The sequence below is a fragment of the Pseudomonas sp. JAI111 genome, assembly GCF_024809425.1.
Taxonomy (GTDB): domain Bacteria; phylum Pseudomonadota; class Gammaproteobacteria; order Pseudomonadales; family Pseudomonadaceae; genus Aquipseudomonas.
Genome location: NZ_JANUCB010000009.1, coordinates 243,722 through 260,347 on the forward strand (window position 1 = coordinate 243,722; position 16,626 = coordinate 260,347).

General features: G+C 59.8%; 11 protein-coding genes. 6 read left to right on the forward strand and 5 right to left on the reverse strand.

Features of this window, described 5'->3' with window-relative positions:
* Window positions 1–119: 119 nt before the first annotated feature.
* The 3 genes from HNR03_RS25175 to HNR03_RS25185 all read right to left on the reverse strand — a co-directional run bounded on the left by HNR03_RS25175 (window position 120) and on the right by HNR03_RS25185 (window position 6,228).
* The gene (locus HNR03_RS25175) at window positions 120–3,788 is read right to left on the reverse strand and encodes a translocation/assembly module TamB domain-containing protein (protein WP_259156540.1); all 3,669 of its coding nucleotides are present in this window, start codon (window positions 3,786–3,788) and stop codon (window positions 120–122) included.
* Window positions 3,785–5,512 carry an autotransporter assembly complex family protein gene (locus HNR03_RS25180; RefSeq protein ID WP_259156541.1) on the reverse strand — a complete coding sequence of 576 codons (1,728 nt, stop codon included), beginning with the start codon at window positions 5,510–5,512 and terminating at the stop codon, window positions 3,785–3,787. The genes HNR03_RS25175 and HNR03_RS25180 overlap by 4 nt, the downstream gene beginning before the upstream one ends.
* A gap of 65 nt (window positions 5,513–5,577) precedes the next feature.
* Window positions 5,578–6,228, reverse strand: coding sequence for an N-acetyltransferase (locus HNR03_RS25185; protein ID WP_222587642.1), 651 nt, complete (start codon window positions 6,226–6,228; stop codon window positions 5,578–5,580).
* A gap of 277 nt (window positions 6,229–6,505) precedes the next feature.
* Between HNR03_RS25185 and xthA the strand changes: the two genes are divergently transcribed.
* Complete coding sequence (xthA, locus tag HNR03_RS25190) at window positions 6,506–7,318, forward strand: exodeoxyribonuclease III (protein WP_259156542.1); 813 nt, start codon at window positions 6,506–6,508, stop codon at window positions 7,316–7,318.
* A 189-nt stretch (window positions 7,319–7,507) separates the two neighbouring features.
* A complete protein-coding gene (locus HNR03_RS25195) occupies window positions 7,508–8,848 on the forward strand; it encodes a phosphate ABC transporter substrate-binding/OmpA family protein (protein ID WP_259156543.1) in 1,341 nt (446 codons plus the stop codon).
* A 138-nt stretch (window positions 8,849–8,986) separates the two neighbouring features.
* Here the strand turns inward: HNR03_RS25195 and HNR03_RS25200 are convergent, their stop codons facing one another.
* Complete coding sequence (locus HNR03_RS25200) at window positions 8,987–10,216, reverse strand: acyl-CoA dehydrogenase (protein WP_259156544.1); 1,230 nt, start codon at window positions 10,214–10,216, stop codon at window positions 8,987–8,989.
* 178 nt (window positions 10,217–10,394) lie between these two features.
* On the opposite strand from HNR03_RS25200, the gene HNR03_RS25205 reads away from it, so the two are divergent.
* The 3 genes from HNR03_RS25205 to HNR03_RS25215 all read left to right on the forward strand — a co-directional run bounded on the left by HNR03_RS25205 (window position 10,395) and on the right by HNR03_RS25215 (window position 12,951).
* Window positions 10,395–11,324 (forward strand): LysR family transcriptional regulator, encoded by a 930-nt coding sequence (locus HNR03_RS25205; RefSeq protein ID WP_090185769.1) that lies wholly within the window; start codon window positions 10,395–10,397, stop codon window positions 11,322–11,324.
* Window positions 11,325–11,502: 178 nt separating this feature from the next.
* Window positions 11,503–11,904: a MerR family DNA-binding transcriptional regulator gene (locus HNR03_RS25210; RefSeq protein ID WP_208669066.1), complete on the forward strand. Its 402-nt coding sequence runs from the start codon at window positions 11,503–11,505 to the stop codon at window positions 11,902–11,904.
* Between the two features lie 147 nt (window positions 11,905–12,051).
* Window positions 12,052–12,951: a hydroxymethylglutaryl-CoA lyase gene (locus tag HNR03_RS25215; protein ID WP_222587646.1), complete on the forward strand. Its 900-nt coding sequence runs from the start codon at window positions 12,052–12,054 to the stop codon at window positions 12,949–12,951.
* A gap of 613 nt (window positions 12,952–13,564) precedes the next feature.
* Here the strand turns inward: HNR03_RS25215 and HNR03_RS25220 are convergent.
* The gene (locus HNR03_RS25220; RefSeq protein WP_259156545.1) at window positions 13,565–15,262 is read right to left on the reverse strand and encodes an AMP-binding protein; all 1,698 of its coding nucleotides are present in this window, start codon (window positions 15,260–15,262) and stop codon (window positions 13,565–13,567) included.
* Window positions 15,263–15,439: 177 nt separating this feature from the next.
* Here HNR03_RS25220 and HNR03_RS25225 point away from each other — a divergent pair, with 177 nt between their 5' ends.
* Window positions 15,440–16,603 carry an isovaleryl-CoA dehydrogenase gene (locus HNR03_RS25225; protein WP_259156546.1) on the forward strand — a complete coding sequence of 388 codons (1,164 nt, stop codon included), beginning with the start codon at window positions 15,440–15,442 and terminating at the stop codon, window positions 16,601–16,603.
* Window positions 16,604–16,626 lie beyond the last annotated feature (23 nt).

Genomic DNA, 16,626 nt, shown 5'->3' on the forward strand with positions numbered 1-16,626 from the left:
TAACGCGGGGCCGACGGGGTCGTGAACGCCATGGGCAAGCGCCTGGCACTGACCATTCAGACCCAGGATCTGGCGCAGGACGATGGCAGCGACCCGGTCTATCTGAAAGGATCGAGGTGTCAGAAATCCCGCTTGTAGAAGATGTCCAGCGAACTGGCCACGCCGCCGGCGGCTTCGAGGTAGACCTTTTTGCTCAGCTTGTAGCGCAAGGCAATCGTGTTGGCCGGCTCGAACACGCCGACGCCATAGCGCAGGCTGAGTTTTTCCGAGAGGTTGCCGCTGGCCACGACGCTGGTGGTGTTGCCGCTGCCCTCGGTATCGAGCTGGAAGTCCTGAATCCCCAGATTCTTTGCCAGCCCGCTGGTCACCCCGGAACTGCCCATCAGGCCCAGCCCAAGCGCCGCCTGGGCCAGCATGTTGTTGTCTTCACCGTTGCTGCTCAACGGACGCCCCAATACCAGATAGGACAAGGCCTGTTCCTGGCTCATGGCCGGTTCGGAGAAAATCTGCGTGGTGGGCTGCTCGGCGCTGCCGCTGAGGCGAATGCCGGCGATGATGTCGTCGGTCTGGCGAATCGCTTCGATGTCCAGGTACGGCTGATCGATGGGGCCGGCAAACAGCAAACGCGCCCGGCGTACCGTCAGTCGCTGGCCGTAGGCGCGATAACGGCCATCGTTGAGCCAGAGCTCGCCGCGAGTATCCATGTTGTCACCAATGTGCACATGACCTTGCAGGTTGGCAGTCAGGCCAAACCCGGCAAAGCTGAGTTTGTCCTGACCGACCGCCACGTCGATGTCCATTTTCATCGCCAGCGGCGGTTTGCCCTCTTCGGTCTGCTGGCCAACGATCACCGTGTCCCCGGACAGCTTGACCGTCGACGGAGGCAGTTCGCGCACGGTGATATCGCCCCTTGGCACCAGCACTTTGCCGGCAATCGCCAGTTCGTCGCCCTTCATCGAGATTTTCAGGTCCGGCGCCACTTCGAGCTTGGCGTATGGCTCGACGCTGACCGGCATCTGTGTGCCTTTGAGAGCCAGGTCCACCACCAGCGCTTGGCCCCAGGCGACGTTGCCATTGAGAGTGCCCTGCCCGGTCTTGCCGCTTTTCCAGCCGCCGTTCAGTTGCACGGTCTCGCCGGCAATCACCGCTTGTAGTTGCAAGGCTTGCAACTCCATCGGCAGTTCCGGCCCGGACACTTCACCGTCGCTGAGCAGCAGGTTGCCATTGACCAGGGGCGCCAGCAGCGTGCCGGAGAGCGTGCCGCTGCCATTGAGGCGGCCGGTGAGTTTCTCGACCATCGGCACAAACGGCCGCGCGACGGACAGGTCCAGGCCACTGAGGCGGAACGAGCCGGTCAGCGGTTTGTTAGCGGGCAACGGATTGATCTGCGCCTGCACCCGCAATTCGCCGAGCTTGCCGCCGACGAAATTGAGGTCGGTGTCGATGCGTTTGGGCGTGAGTTTGCTGGTCAGCAGCAGGGTCTGGTAAGGGAAGTCCAGCCACTGATCCTTTTCCTTCATGCGCAAGGTGCCGCCGCTGGCATCGATGCTGATCTGGCCGTTCGGGCCGCTGGCCGGCAAGTCCAGTTGCAGGTCGGCGTTGAGCTTGCCGTTCCAGGCGAAATCCTTTGGCAACCACTGCGCGAGGCTTTCGATCGGGAATTGCTTGAGGTGGTAACGCAGCTTCGGTTCAGGCATCAGGCGCTGGTCTTCACCGCACAGGCTGGCCGGGCCGGACATCCAGCAATGGGCGCCAATATTGATTTTGCCGTCGACCAATCGTTCGAGCCTGGCCGGGCCTTGCAGCTTCCAGTCCTGACCACCGGCCTGGATATCACCACTGGCCAGGCGACCGCGCCAGTTGCCCTTGTCCAGCGCACCGTCGAGGCCGAGCGCCAGTTTCAGTTTCGGCCCTTGCAGATCGAGGGTGAGTTTCTGGTTTTTGATATCGCCCTGACCGCTGGCGGTCAGCGTTCCCAGTGCGGTGTCGCCGGCCTGAATGCCACTGCCCTTGAGGTCGATTTTCGCTCGTTGCGCGCTGTCGAGGTTCGCGTCCACGTTGAGGCTTTGCAGGCGATTGTCCTTGAAGGCCAGTTGCGTGCCTTGCAGCCCGAGTTTGCCTTGCGGTGCCTTGAGCGTGCCGGCGACATCCAGGCGACCGTTGATCTGGCCGCGCAGTTGTGGCCAGAGTTGGGCCAGGCGCGGCAGCTTGATATCTAGCTGGCCGGCCAGTTTCTGCTGCAGGCTGCCCTTGCCGCTAATGCTGTTGTCGCCGAGGCGGATTTGCAGCGCGTTGAGGTTCCATTGATCGCCGCCGCCATCGGCCTTGGCCTGAATCACCGCCGGCTGGCCGCGCAGTTTGCCTTTGAGGTCGAGGTCGGCGTTCAGGGTTAGCTTGTCATTCTTCATCTCGCCTTTGCTGCGCAGCGGTCCGGCCAGTGTGCCCGGCAACTCCGCGACCCAGTACGCCGGGTTGATCGCCGACAGATCCAGGGCGGTGTCCCAGGCAATGCCATCGGCAAATTGCAGGTTCAGATGCCCCTCGGCCTTGCCCTGCCCGGCTTCGAGCTGGATTTGTTGCAGATAGATTTTTGTCAGGTCGCCGCTGAACGGGCTGCTCAGATTGAACGCGCCCGCCGGCCCATCCAGCGCCGCTTTGAAGCTGCCCAGGTATTTGCCATCGGTGTAGGAGACTTGTCCGTTGAAGCTGCGCAACGCAACTTCTGGCTCATCGATCAACGGATAGAGGCGATGCCACGGGAAATCCTGCCAGTCTATTTTCGCGTCGGCGCTCAGGCCTTTGCTCCAATCCAGTTGCCCGGTGAGCTTGAGGCTTTGCTTGTCGTTGGCGGTCAGGTCGAGCGCGGCAATCTGTGCGCCCTGGGCGTCGACCTTGCCTTGCAGCAACAAGGCGACCGGGCCTTTTTCTGCAGGCAATGTCGCTTTGCCGAGCAATTGGTAACCGTTTTTCAGGTCACCGTCGCCGGTGAGTTCCAGTTGATTGAGTTGCAAGGTGTCCGGCAGATCAGCGCTGGGCTTGAAGCCGTCGGCGGTGATGTGCACTTTTGCGGGCAGATTCTCGGTCAGCGGTTGTACTTCGCCGCTCAATTGCCCGTTGAGGTAACCGCGGCTGTCAGCTTTCAGGTTGAGGGTTTTCAGCAAGTCACCGTCGACCTTCAGGGCCAGGCTCCAGGGCTGGGGGGCCGGCAGGGCCAGTGTGCCTTCGGCCTTCAGCGGCCAATTGCCGCTGGGTTGCAACAGGCCGGACAGATTCAGGCTGAGTTCGTCACGTTGCAACTTCACCGAATCAATCTGCAAGCCTTGCGCGGTCCAGTGTGCAGCCAGTTGCAAGCCTTTGAGTTCTTCGCTGCCATTGAACAGCAGGCTGCCGACCTGCACATCGCCCAGTTCGATGGTCAGTGGCAATTTCAGATCCGGCAGTGCGATGGGTCCACTGCTGGCTTCTTCGGTGCCCGGCGGCAATTGCAGGCTGACCTGATCGGCCTTCAATTGCTCGATGCACAACGTCATGCGCATCAGGCACAGCGGCGACCAGGCGAAAATCGGCTTGCTGAGCTCAACCTGGCTGCTGTCCTGCTGCCACAACAGATGATCTGCACTCCACTGTCCGCCCAAACGGCCCTGGAAATTCTCGACGGTCAAACCCGGCACAAAACCGAGCGCCCAACGGCTGCCCGTCGCCGTGCCCAATACTGTGCTCACCGCCAGGACGACCAGCATCAGCAGCGCCAGAATCGCCAGCAGCGTTATTTTCAAACCACGCTTCACAGCTCAGGCCCCATGGAAAAGTGCAAGCGAATGCCGCCGTCGTCGTCTAGCGCGTGGGCCAGGTCGAGACGAATCGGCCCCACTGGCGAAACCCAGCGAACGCCGACACCAACGCCGGTCTTGAGGTTCGGCAGGTCGAGTGTATTAAAGGAGTTGCCCTGGTCAACAAAGGTCGCGACCCGCCATTTTTCGGCGATGGAATACTGATACTCGACGCTGCCGGCGACCATGTAGCGGCCACCGATACGGTCGCCGTCGGAGTTTTCCGGAGACAAGCTCTGATAGTCGTATCCGCGCACACTCTGATCACCACCGGCGAAGAAGCGCAACGACGGCGGCACCGATTTGTAGCCGTTGGTGGCGCTACCGCCGACCTGCACCCGACCAAGGAAACGGTGTTTATCGAAGACCGTGGTCAGACCTTTCACCAGCGCGGTGCCGTACACCAGGTTGGTGTCCGAACCCAGGCCTTCCTTGGCCACTTTGGTCTCGAACTGCAGGCGATAGCCGTTGTGCGGATCGATGCGGTTGTCGCTTTTCAAATACGAATAGGTGATGCCCGGCATCAGCAAGGTGCTGAGCCCCGAATCGTCGCCGAGCCGGTATTCCTCACGCTGCCATTTGAGCGAGACCACGCGCTGCCAGCCACTGGGCAACTTGCTGTGCCACTCCGGCCCGAGTGTCAGCAGTTTGCTCAGAGAGTCCTTGTCGGCGATTTCTTCGTTCTGATAACCCCCGGCGAAGCGCAGTTTGTCGGTCAGCGGCGGGTCCAGGGGAATGTCGTAGAACACACCAACGTTCTGCCGCGGCGCCGAGATTTCTGTCTCCCAGCCATAGCTGTGCCCCTGCGGATTGACCCAGTGCCGGGTCCAGTTAGCCTTGACCCGTGGGCCGACGTCAGTGGAAAAACCCAGCCCCAGGCCCATGGTCCGCGGCTTGCGGGTTTCAATTTTGACGTCGACCGGAATCACATCGTCCTTGGCCGCCGTGGGTGCCGCATCCACCCGCACGCTCTCGAAATAGCCGCTGGCCTGCATGGCCTGATTGAGTTCGGCGATCAGTTCGGAATCGTAAGGTGCGCCTTGCTTGAACGGCACCATACGCTGCAGCAGGTCTTCGTGGAAAGGCGTGTCACCTTCGAAACTGACCTTGCCCAGGGCATAACGCGGGCCGCTGTCAAAAATCAGCTCGATGTCGGCGACGCCCGCTCGCGGGTCCACTGACAGTGTCTGGCGGGTGAAATGACCGCTAAAAAAGCCGTAGCGCGACGCCTGGTTCTGAATCAGCCGCTTGGCGTCTTCATAGTTACCGTGGTTGAGCACCGCGCCGGTTTGCAACGCATGGCTTCGGGGGACACGAAAGGCCTTGAGGGACGCGGCAGGGCCGTCGATGCGAATCGTTACATTGCGTAAATGCACCGGCTCGCCGGGATCGATATTGAGCACCAGGCGTGGGTTCTTGCCGCCCTTCACGTCACTGTCGATGTGCGGCTGGTAATAACCCAAGGCCTGGGCAGCCTTGCGCGCCTGCTCCTCGGCGCCGCGACTGAAGCGCAGCAACGCTTGCTCGTCACGATCGCCGAGGCTGCCGATATAGCCCTCTATATTGGCCTTCAGTTCATCGTTGGACGGTTTGATCCGCACATCCAATTCACTTTGCGCCAGCGCCGCGCAGCTGGTTAACAGCATCAGCACGCCACTGGTGAATCTTCCTGGAAACTTCATAGGCGCGGATGCTATCACGAGCTTGGGAGCGTGATAGAGCCTGGCGTGGAGTCAAAGTTCTACCTTTATGCCGTTGCTGTTTGTAACACCTGGGGATTGGCGTGGAAAAACACGTGCTCGCGAACCGGTCCTACGGCGACCTCGCCGATTTCCTCATAGCCCTGACGCTTATAGAACTCCAGATAACGAGGATTCCCGGTGTCGAGGATCACGCCCTGGGAGTTTTCATCCACCGCGCACCAGTTGTGCACCGCTTGCAGCAGTTGCTCGCCGAAATGCTGGCCCTGGAACTGCGGATGGATCCCCAGCAACGGCAGGACGTGTACCGAGTCAGTCGGCACACAGGCGGCCACCGCGGCGTGGTAATCGAGGTAGCGACGGGTGCACCGAAACCCGGTGCTGAGCACCATGCGCAGGCGCCACGCCCAACTTTCGGTAATGCCCAGCCGGCGTTGCGGCGGTGCAATCAGGGCGATGCCGATCAGCCGGTCGTTGACCAGCAGGCCGATGGCCGGCAAATCCTGCAGAAAATGTTGTTTGACCAGCTCGCGCACGGTCGCTCGCACACGATGTTCATAGCCGGGGCGTTCGGCTTCGAACAGGTAACCGAAAGTCGGCTCGTGTCGGTAGGCGTGGTAAAGAAGGGAGCGTGCTTCGTGGGCGTAGCCGCTGTCGAGCATGTGGATATCGGCAATGGCGGTCGAGGTTTCGGGCATAACGGTATTTCTCCCCGGGGCGCTGTTCAAATGACTGCGCTCTTCTGGTTACGAGCCTATAGCGCCGGCACAGTTCCTTGCTGATCCAAATCAGTGCCGTTGCGTAAGCCGTCATCGCGAGCAAGCTCGCTCCCACAAGGTATAGACCAGACTTGAGAAATCAGTCAGCCCAGTAAAGACGCCACATGTCTGACAGAACAAGGTAACTCCCCTGCCGCAACACTGGCCCGATTCCTACAGGTCAGCTAGCATCGCCCTTTTGCCAGGACTGCCGACCATGAAGATCGTCTCCTTCAACATCAACGGGCTGCGCGCTCGTCCGCATCAGCTGGCGGCGCTGATCGAAAAGCATCAGCCGGACGTCATCGGGCTGCAGGAAACCAAGGTTCACGACGACCAGTTCCCGCTGGCCGAGGTTCAGGCGCTGGGCTATCACGTGTATTTCCACGGGCAGAAAGGCCATTACGGCGTCGCCCTGCTCTCGCGTAAAGAACCGCTCTCGCTGCACAAGGGTTTCGCCACCGATGAAGAAGACGCTCAACGGCGCTTCATCTGGGGCACGTTCGCCGATGCCGATGGCGTGCCGGTGACCATCATGAACGGCTATTTCCCACAGGGCGAAAGCCGCGATCACCCCACCAAGTTCCCGGCCAAGGAGCGTTTCTACAGCGACCTGCAACTGTTGCTGGAATCGCAGTTCACCAATGAACAGCCGGTAGTGGTGATGGGCGATGTGAACATTTCCCCGGAAGACTGCGACATCGGCATCGGCCCGGACAACATGAAACGCTGGCTCAAGACCGGCAAATGCAGCTTCCTGCCGGAAGAACGCGAGTGGATGGCCCGCCTGAAGAACTGGGGCCTGGTGGACAGTTTCCGCCACTTGAACCCAGACGTGGCCGACCGTTTCAGCTGGTTCGACTATCGCAGCCGCGGCTTCGAAGACGAGCCCAAGCGCGGACTGCGGATTGACCTGATCATGGCGTCTCATGGCTTGTTGCCACGGGTGAAGGATGCGGGTGTGGATTACGAATTGCGCGGCATGGAAAAGCCCTCGGATCACGCGCCGATCTGGCTTGAGTTGAGCTGATCCCCCCCGCCTTCAAATGATCGTTCCCACGCTCTGCGTGGGAATGTAGCCCGTGACGCTCCGCGTCACTGGACGCGGAGCGTCCCTGGAGGCATTCCCACGCAGAGCGTGGGAACGATCACTGTCATCTTTCGGAAGCTTTACTGACTTATTCTCCCGGCACTTTCCTTGGCTATATAAGGTGCCGGCATGACGCTGCGCGTTTTGTTCCTGTTGATGCTGTGCGCCGGTTTGCCATTGACGACTTCGGCTAGCGATTTGCCGGTCTCCGACAATGGTCCGGTCTTGCGCATCCAGGGCTCCAACACCATCGGTGCGGCGCTGGGGCCGGCGCTGGTCGAGGGGTTAATGCGCGAACAGGGCCTGCTCAAGGTTCATCGCGAAGTCCTGGACAAAGCCAACGAACTGCGTGTCGTCGGCGAAACCGTTCAAGGACAACGGGTGGCGGTGGATGTCGCGGCCCATGGTTCGAGCACCGGGTTCAGCGCCCTGAAAAACGCCTCGGCCGATCTCGCCGCCTCGTCGCGTCCGATCAAGGACAGCGAACGCCTGGAACTCGAAACGCTCGGCGACTTTAAAAGCCCCGACGCCGAGCAAGTCATTGCCATCGATGGCCTGGCAATCATCCTCCATCCGCAAAACCCGCTGAATCAACTCGACACCGAACAACTGGCGCGCATCTTCAGCGGCGAGGCTAAAACCTGGGAAGAGTTGGGCGGTCGTGGCGGGACGATTCATCTGTACGCGCGCGATGACCAATCGGGCACCTACGACACCTTCAAGGAGTTGGTCCTCAGTCGTCGTGGGAAAACCCTGAATAGCGCCGCGAAACGCTTCGAATCCAGCGAGCAGTTATCCGACGCGGTCAGCCAGGACCCACAAGGCATTGGCTTCATCGGTTTGCCTTATGTGCTCAAGGCCAAAGCCGTGGCGATTGCCGATGGGCAATCCCAGGCCATGCTGCCGCTAAATAACCTGATTGCCACGGAAGACTATCCGCTGTCCCGGCGGCTGTTCTTTTACTTGCCGCCGCAGGGGAAAAATCCCTGGGCCCAAGCGCTGGTGACGTTTGCGCAAAGCAGCGAAGGCCAGGCGATTGTCGCGGCCAACGGCTTCATTGCCCAGACCGTGCAGGCCATGACCGTGACACCAAACGCCCTGATGCCCGAGGCCTACCAGGCGCTCAGTCGTCATGCACAACGCCTGTCGGTGAATTTTCGCTTTGAGGAAGGCAGCGCGACCCTCGACAACAAGGCCCGACAGGACTTGTCGCGGGTACTCGACTATATAAAGCAGCACGACAAGACCGCTCGGCAAGTGACGCTGGTGGGATTTGGCGATGCAAAGAGTGACCCGGCGCGCGCCGATCTGTTGTCGAAATTGCGGGCCATGGCGGTGCGGCGCGAACTGGTGAAAGGCGGCGTGGTGTTTCGCGAGATACGCGGTTTTGGCGCCGAGATGCCGGTGGCGACAAACAACGCGGATGAGGGGCGGATCAAGAATCGGCGGGTTGAGGTTTGGGTGTATTGAGTCAGATGTTGGTGTGTTGAACAGGCGGACGCCATCGCGAGCAGGCTCGCTCCCACATTGATCGAGTGAATGCTGGAGATCAAATGTGCGGGCGAACCGGCTCCGGGCGGCGTTCCGACGATAAACGATAGCGCGGTCTTACTGCCCGCTACGCATCATCTCTTTGGGCACGTACTTGCCGATCTCGAACTTGCCAATCGCCGCGCGGTGCACTTCGTCCGGGCCGTCGGCCAGGCGCAGGGTGCGTTGCATCGCGTACATGTAGGCCAGCGGGAAATCGTTGGACACCCCTGCCCCGCCATGCATCTGGATCGACCGGTCGATAACCCGCAAGGCGACGTTCGGCGCGACCACTTTGATCTGCGCAATTTCGCTTTTCGCAATCTTGTTGCCGACAGTGTCCATCATGTAAGCCGCTTTCAACGTCAGCAGACGCGCCATGTCGATCTCCATGCGAGAGTCGGCGATCTTGTCGATGTTGCCGCCCAGACGGGCCAGCGGTTTACCGAATGCGGTGCGGTTCACCGCACGTTTGCACATCAATTCCAGCGCACGCTCAGCCATGCCGATCGAGCGCATGCAGTGGTGAATACGGCCTGGGCCAAGACGACCCTGAGCGATTTCGAAGCCGCGTCCTTCACCCAACAGGACGTTTTCGTACGGCACGCGCACATTTTCAAACAGCACTTCAGCGTGACCGTGCGGTGCATCGTCGTAACCGAACACTGGCAACGGACGAACGATCTTCACGCCCGGGGTATCCACCGGCACCAGAATCATCGAGTGCTGGGCGTGGCGCGGTGCATCCGGATTGCTCAGGCCCATGAAGATCAGGATCTTGCAGCGCGGATCGCAAGCGCCTGAGGTCCACCATTTCTTGCCGTTGATCACCCACTCGTCGCCATCACGCACGGCGCGGGCAGCCATGTTGGTAGCGTCGGACGATGCCACGTCCGGTTCGGTCATGGCGAACGCCGAGCGGATCTCACCGCGCAACAGCGGCTCGAGCCAGCGTTGTTTCTGTTCTTCATTGGCGTAACGCACCAGGACTTCCATGTTGCCGGTGTCTGGCGCGGAGCAGTTGAACGGCTCTGGACCAAGCAGCGAGCGGCCCATGATCTCCGCCAGTGGCGCGTATTCGAGGTTGGTCAGGCCTGCACCGAGTTCGGACTCAGGCAGAAACAAATTCCACAGGCCTTCAGCCTTGGCCTTGAGTTTGAGCTCTTCCATGATCGCGGTCGGCTGCCAGCGATCGCCTTCGGCAACCTGGCGCTCGAACACCGCTTCGGCGGGATAAACGTAAGTGTCCATGAACGCGGTCACGCGCTCACGCAGTTCCTGAACCTTGGGCGAATAAGCGAAATCCATGAGCAATTACCTTCTTGGGAAGAGGTTGTTTAGGTCATGCAATCGATGCTAGAACAGCTACGAAAATTTACCTAGCCTATTCTCGGCGTGTATTAACATTCATCACCGATATATGATCGGGTGATCGCAAAGGCCTCCGGCCACAACAAAAAGCCCCAAACAATAAGAGTGCCGCGCAATGAATCTGAGCAAGGTCGACCTCAACCTTTTCATCGTCTTCGACGCGATCTACACCGAAGCCAATCTGACCCGTGCCGGGCAGATTGTCGGCATTACTCAGCCTGCGGTATCGAACGCCCTGGCCCGCCTGCGCGAGACCTTCAACGACCCGTTGTTCGTGCGCACCGCGCAAGGCATGGTGCCCACACCAATGGCCCAGAACATCATCGGGCCGGTGCGTAACGCCCTCTCGCTGCTGCGCGTGTCCGTGCAGGAAAGCCGGATTTTCAACCCGCTGCAGGCGGTCAAGACGTATCGCATCAGCATGACGGACCTCACCGAGGCGGTGATTCTGCCGCCGCTGTTCCAGCGCCTGCGCCGCCTGGCGCCGACAGTGATCATCGAGAGTTTCCTGTCGAAACGCCGCGAGACCACCAAGGAGCTGGCGGCCGGACGGCTCGACTTTGCCGTCGATGCACCACTCAACACCGACCCGCAGGTGCGCCACGTCAAGCTGATGGAGGACCGTTACGTGTGCGCCATGCGCAAGGGCCATCCGCTGGCAGGCAAGGAAAAATTCACCCTCGACGACTATCTGTCACTGACCCACATTCATATTTCCAGCCGTCGCAGCGGATTGGGCCACGTTGACCTGGCCCTTGGGAAAATGGGCATCCAGCGCAAGATCGCCCTGCGTTCCCAGCATTACCTGATGGCCTCACAGGTGTTGCAGCAGACCGACATGGTCATGACCGTGCCCGAGCGTTTCGCTCGTCGCCATGAGCTGTATTCGGTGAACCTGCCGGTCAACGACGTTCCGCCGGTGGAAACCCACCTTTACTGGCACGAAAGCACCGACCAGGACCCGGCCAACCGCTGGATGCGCGAACAGATGATCGAGTTGTGCCAACAAGTGACGGCGCATGAGAAGAAGCTCGATAAGGTGTAGGACTTTGCACGGCGTTATCGTTCTTCGCGGGCAAGCCCGCTCCCACAGGTATAGCGCGATCCCTGTGGGAGCGGGCTTGCCCGCGATGAGGCCAACGGCAACACCAAAGATCCAAGCCCCTTGACGTAAACGTCAACCTGACATTAGCTTAGCGCCATGACCTTTTTCGAGCGCTTCCATGAGCAGCCAGACCTATAGCATTTCCGACCTCGCCCGCGAGCTCGACATCACCACGCGGGCCATTCGCTTTTATGAAGAGCAAGGCCTGCTCAGCCCTGAGCGTCGTGGCCAGGAGCGCGTTTATACCCCGCGCGACAAGGTCAGCCTGAAGCTGATCCTGCGGGGCAAGCGCATTGGCTTCTCCCTGGCTGAATGCCGCGAGCTGATCGAACTCTACGACCCCACCGGCGGCAATCAGAAACAATTGCAAACCATGTTGAGCAAGATCGCCGAGCGCCGCGAACAGCTGGAGCAGCAGATGCTTGATATCGAGCAGATGAAGCTGGAACTGGACACCGCGCAAGAGCGCTGCACCCAGGCGCTGGAGCAAACGATCAAGAGCCAGCAAGTGGTTCAGTAGATCAACACAGTCCCCTGTGGGAGCGAGCCTGCTCGCGATGGCGGACTGTCAGCCAACATCAATGTTGAATGTCACGCCCTCATCGCGAGCAGGCTCGCTCCCACAGGGTTTTCTGAACATTCAGACAATCAGCACAGGTCGAATCCCATGTCTCTACCCACCCACGTACGCCTGGTCGAAGTCGGTCCCCGCGACGGCCTGCAAAACGAAGCCCAACCGATCAGCGTTGCCGACAAGGTGCAACTGGTCGACGCACTGACCGCCGCAGGCCTTGGCTACATTGAAGTCGGCAGTTTCGTCTCGCCCAAGTGGGTGCCGCAAATGGCCGGTTCCGCCGAAGTTTTCGCGCAGATCCAGCGCAAGCCCGGCGTGACCTATGGCGCACTCGCCCCCAACCTGCGCGGGTTTGAAGATGCGATTGCGGCGGGGGTCAAGGAAGTCGCGGTGTTCGCGGCGGCCTCCGAAGCGTTTTCCCAACGCAATATCAACTGCTCGATCAGCGAAAGTCTTGAGCGGTTCGTGCCAATCATGGACGCGGCGAAACAACACGGCGTGAGCGTGCGCGGTTATGTGTCCTGCGTGTTGGGCTGTCCTTACGAAGGTAACGTTGCGCCTGAGCAAGTCGCCCGGGTCGCCCGCGAGCTCTACGCCATGGGCTGCTATGAGGTCTCCCTGGGCGACACCATCGGCACCGGCACCGCTGGCGCGACCCGCAAGATGTTCGAAGTGGTCTCGGCCCAGGTGCCGCGGGAAAAACTGGCCGGACATTTCCACGACACCTATGGCCAGGCCATGGCCAACATCTACGCCAGCCTGCTGGAAGGCATCGCAGTGTTCGACAGCTCCATCGCCGGCCTCGGCGGCTGCCCGTACGCCAAGGGCGCCAGCGGTAACGTCGCCACCGAAGACGTGGTTTACCTGCTCAACGGTCTGGGCATCGACACCGGAATAGACCTGGACGCCTTGATTCTGGCCGGCCAGCAGATTTGCTCCGTACTGGGACGTCCGACCGGTTCGCGCGTGGCCAAGGCTCGCAGCGCCCAGTGATGTGTCCAGGTGTTACCGCTTCATCTGAAATGTGGGGGATAAGCGAGTAACACGGAAACAAATTGTAGGGGTTTGCCTGAGGGAGAATCCCTACAAAAAATTCAAAGCCTTGATTTTAAAGGCTTTTAAAAAGTTGGCACGGCTTCTGCTATCTCTATGGCATAACAAGAACAAAAAAAGCAGCAAACCTAATAAAAATAAGACGTAACGACTCTGACATAACAAAAACAACACGGCAGAGACGCAGCTAACAGATTTTTTTGGAGAGGATGTGCTTTTCAGGGTGCTTTTCGGAGTAACCCGCAACCGGGCAGAGAACAATAAAACTACCTTCAGGTAGCTCCCGAACTGGTTGGATCGCTCAGCGAAAAAGTAGATCAGCGCTCAAAAAAATACGTTTGCTCTTGATCCCGGATGGGGATCGACAAAAACAGCGGTAAAGGGTCACGGTCCCTAAAAACAACAACAGACCGCCCCTCAATAATAAAAAAAGAGCATGCGCAACGACAAAATTAAAGGGGAGCTTCGGCTCCCCTTTGTGCTTTCTGCGATTCGGGCTTTCACCACCGTCCCTGTGGGAGCCAGCAGGCTGGCTCCCACAGGGACGAAATTGTCAGGCCTGCTTTTCGCGTAACTCCTCGATACTGATCTCGCGCATGCGGAATTTCTGGATCTTGCCGGTTACCGTCATCGGAAACTCTTCCACGAACTTGAAGTAACGCGGCGTCTTGAAGTGCGCGATGCGCTCTTTGCACCAGGCCTGCAGCTCTTGTTCCGTGGCGCTGTGGCCCGGGTGGAACTTGATCCAGGCAACAATCTCCTCGCCATAGCGCGAGCACGGAATCCCGATCACCTGCACATCGGCCACCGCCGGGTGGGTAAAGAAAAACTCTTCCAGCTCACGCGGGTAAATATTCTCACCGCCGCGAATGATCATGTCCTTGTTGCGCCCGGCAATGCAGACGTAGCCTTCCTCGTTCATGCTCGCCAGGTCGCCGGTGTGCATCCAGCCGGCCTGATCGATGGCTTCGACGGTGCCTTGCGGGTTGTTCCAGTAGCCGAGCATCACGCTGTAGCCGCGTGTGCACAGTTCACCGATGGTGCCGCGCGGCACCAGATTGCCCGCTTCGTCGATGATCTTGCTTTCCAGTTGCGGCTGGGTGCGGCCGACCGTGGTGACGCGCAATTCCAGATCGTCAGACGGCCCGGTCTGCAATGACACCGGACTGGTCTCTGTCATGCCGTAGGCAATCTGCACTTCGCTCATGTGCATTTCGCTGATGACCCGGCGCATCACCTCAATCGGACACGTCGCTCCAGCCATGATCCCGGTGCGCAGGCTCGACAGATCAAACTCGGCACGCTGCGGCTGATCGAGCATGGCGATGAACATGGTCGGCACGCCGTAGAGCGCCGTGGCCTTTTCTTCCGCCACTGTCGTCAGGGTCAGCAGCGGATCGAACGCGTCGTTGGGGTAAATCATGGTGCTGCCGTGGGTGATGCAACCGAGGTTGCCCATGACCATGCCGAAGCAGTGATACAGCGGCACCGGAATCACCAGTCGATCGCTGGCCGTCAAGCCGAGGCTTTCGCCGACCATGTAACCGTTGTTGAGAATATTGTAGTGACTGAGGGTCGCGCCTTTCGGGAAGCCCGTGGTGCCGGAGGTGTATTGGATGTTCACCGGCTGGTCGAAATGCAAACTGTCCTGACGCGCGTGCAATTGCTCTGTCGACACACTGCTCGCCAGATCGGCCAGTTGCGACCACGGCAGGAAGCCCGATGGCGGCTGTGCGTCCAGACTGATGAGACCGCGCAACTCGGGCAGGCGCTCGCTGTGCAATTTTCCGATGGATTGCTCAGCCAGCTCCGGCACCAGGCCCTGGAGCATGCCGTGATAATTGGAGGTCTTGAACGAACCCGCGCAGACCAGCCATTGGCAGCCGGATTGCTTCAACACATATTCGAGTTCGGAGCTGCGATACGCCGGGTTGATGTTGACCAGGATCACGCCGATTTTCGCGCTGGCGAACTGGCTGATGCACCACTGCGCGCAGTTCGGTGCCCAGATGCCGAGCCTGTCACCGGCCTGCAACCCCAGCGCCAACAGAGCCTTGGCGTGCAGGTCGACGGCTTCAGCGAGCTGCTGCCAGGTGTAGCGCAACTGTTGGTGGCGCACGACCAGCGCCTCCCCGGTCGGATACTGCGCGACGGTCTGGTCGAACTTCTCGCCGATGGTCATCGCCAGCAAGGCTTTATCCTGGGATCCACGGGTGTAGCTGCGCTGCGGGTTTGCACTGGGTTGATCCATGACGACCCCTATTGTCTTTATTAGTGGGTTGATACAGAAAATGTGCCTCTACTCTCGCTCAAGTTGACGTTAACGTAAAGGGTGATTGACAGCCATTCGTCACAGACTTACGTTAACGTAAAGGTGAGAGCTGAATAACTGCCCTCCCCACCCTACAAAAAAGCCAAAAGGTGACCCATGAGCTACCCATCCCTGAACTTTGCCCTCGGTGAAACCATCGACATGCTGCGCGATCAGGTTCAGTCCTTTGTCGCCAAAGAGATCGCGCCGCGCGCGGCCCAGATCGACATCGACAACCTGTTCCCCGCCGACTTGTGGCGCAAATTTGGCGACATGGGCCTGCTGGGCATCACCGTGGCGGAAGAATACGGCGGCGCTGGCCTGGGCTATCTGGCCCACGTCGTGGCCATGGAAGAAATCAGCCGTGGCTCAGCCTCGGTCGCCCTGTCCTACGGCGCCCACTCCAACCTGTGCGTGAACCAGATCAACCGCAACGGCAATCACGAACAGAAAACCAAGTACCTGCCAAAACTGATCAGCGGCGAGCACATCGGCGCCCTGGCCATGAGTGAGCCGAATGCCGGATCCGACGTGGTGTCGATGAAATTGCGTGCCGATAAACGCGGCGATCACTACGTGCTCAACGGCAGCAAAACCTGGATCACCAACGGTCCGGACGCCAATACCTACGTGATCTACGCCAAGACCGACCTGGAAAAAGGCCCGCACGGCATCACTGCGTTTATCGTCGAACGTGACTGGAAAGGCTTCAGCCGCAGCAACAAGTTCGACAAGCTGGGCATGCGCGGCTCCAACACCTGCGAATTGTTCTTCGACGACGTCGAAGTACCGGAAGAAAACATCCTCGGCATCCTCAACGGCGGCGTGAAAGTGCTGATGAGCGGCCTCGACTACGAGCGCGTCGTGCTGTCCGGCGGCCCGACCGGGATCATGCAGGCTTGCATGGACCTGATCGTCCCGTACATCCACGACCGCAAGCAGTTCGGCCAGAGCATCGGCGAATTCCAGCTGATCCAGGGCAAGGTCGCCGACATGTACACCCAACTCAACGCCAGCCGCGCCTACCTGTATGCCGTGGCCCAGGCGTGCGAGCGCGGCGAAACCACCCGCAAGGACGCCGCTGGCGTGATCCTCTATAGCGCCGAACGCGCCACGCAAATGGCCCTCGACGCGATCCAGATTCTCGGTGGCAACGGCTACATCAACGAATTCCCGGCCGGACGTCTGCTGCGTGACGCCAAGCTGTATGAAATCGGTGCCGGCACCAGTGAAATCCGTCGCATGCTGATCGGTCGCGAACTGTTCAACGAGACGAAATGAATTTCGTCAGCTGCAAATGGCAA